The sequence below is a fragment of the Mesorhizobium sp. genome, assembly GCF_004963255.1.
GTDB lineage: Bacteria > Pseudomonadota > Alphaproteobacteria > Rhizobiales > Rhizobiaceae > Mesorhizobium.
The window spans coordinates 1-790 of record NZ_SUGA01000099.1 but is presented as its reverse complement, the minus strand read 5'-3'; the positions used below and the strand labels follow the sequence as shown (position 1 = coordinate 790).

Here is a 790-nt window from a genome sequence, read left to right as displayed (position 1 = left end):
GGCTCGAGGGACTGAGGCGGCTCAAGGTCGCTTTGGAGCCCTTCTACGCGTCGCTGGACGATGCCCAGAAGGCGGTGGCCGACAAGCTGCTCGTGCCGGCGCCGATGGGCATGATGTGAGACACGAAGGGGCCGTTGCGCCAGACCCGACGGCCCCCCGCAATCGACGCGAGATCTCCAGGTGAGACCATGAAGACGAAGCGGCGCGTCCGCACGGAAGAGCTGCTGCAGTTGCAGCACGAGACGTTCGACTACTTCCTGGACGAGGTGAATCCCGCCAACGGCCTCATCCGCGACAAGACCGCCGCCGATTGGCCGGCCAGCATCGCCGCGACGGGCCTCGCTCTTGCCTGCTACCCAGTCGCCGTCGAGCGCGGATACATGGCCCGGCAAGAAGCCGTCGGACGAACCCTGGCTACGCTCCGCTTCTTCTGGACGAGTCCCCAGGGGCCGGAGCCTGATGCCACCGGCTACCGGGGGTTCTACTATCATTTCCTCGACATGCAGACGGGACGGCGTGCCTGGCGATGCGAGCTGTCGACGATCGACAGCGCGCTCCTTTTGGCAGGGGCTCTCACGGCGGCTGCGTATTTCGGTGAAGAGACCGCCGACGACCACGAAATCCGCACGCTTGCCGATGCGCTCTATCGGCGTGCCGACTGGCAATGGGCACAGAACCAGGGCGCAACGGTGACGCATGGCTGGAGCCCGGAAAACGGGTTCATCAAATACCGCTGGGAAGGTTACGACGAGGCCCTTCTGCTTTACGTTCTGGCGCTCGGCTCACCGAC

1 pseudogene is annotated in these 790 nt (G+C 65.1%); it reads left to right on the top strand.

Features of this window, described 5'->3' with window-relative positions:
• Positions 1-188 precede the first annotated feature (188 nt).
• A pseudogene (locus E5X34_RS32610) lies at positions 189-790 on the top strand (hypothetical protein); the annotation flags it as partial.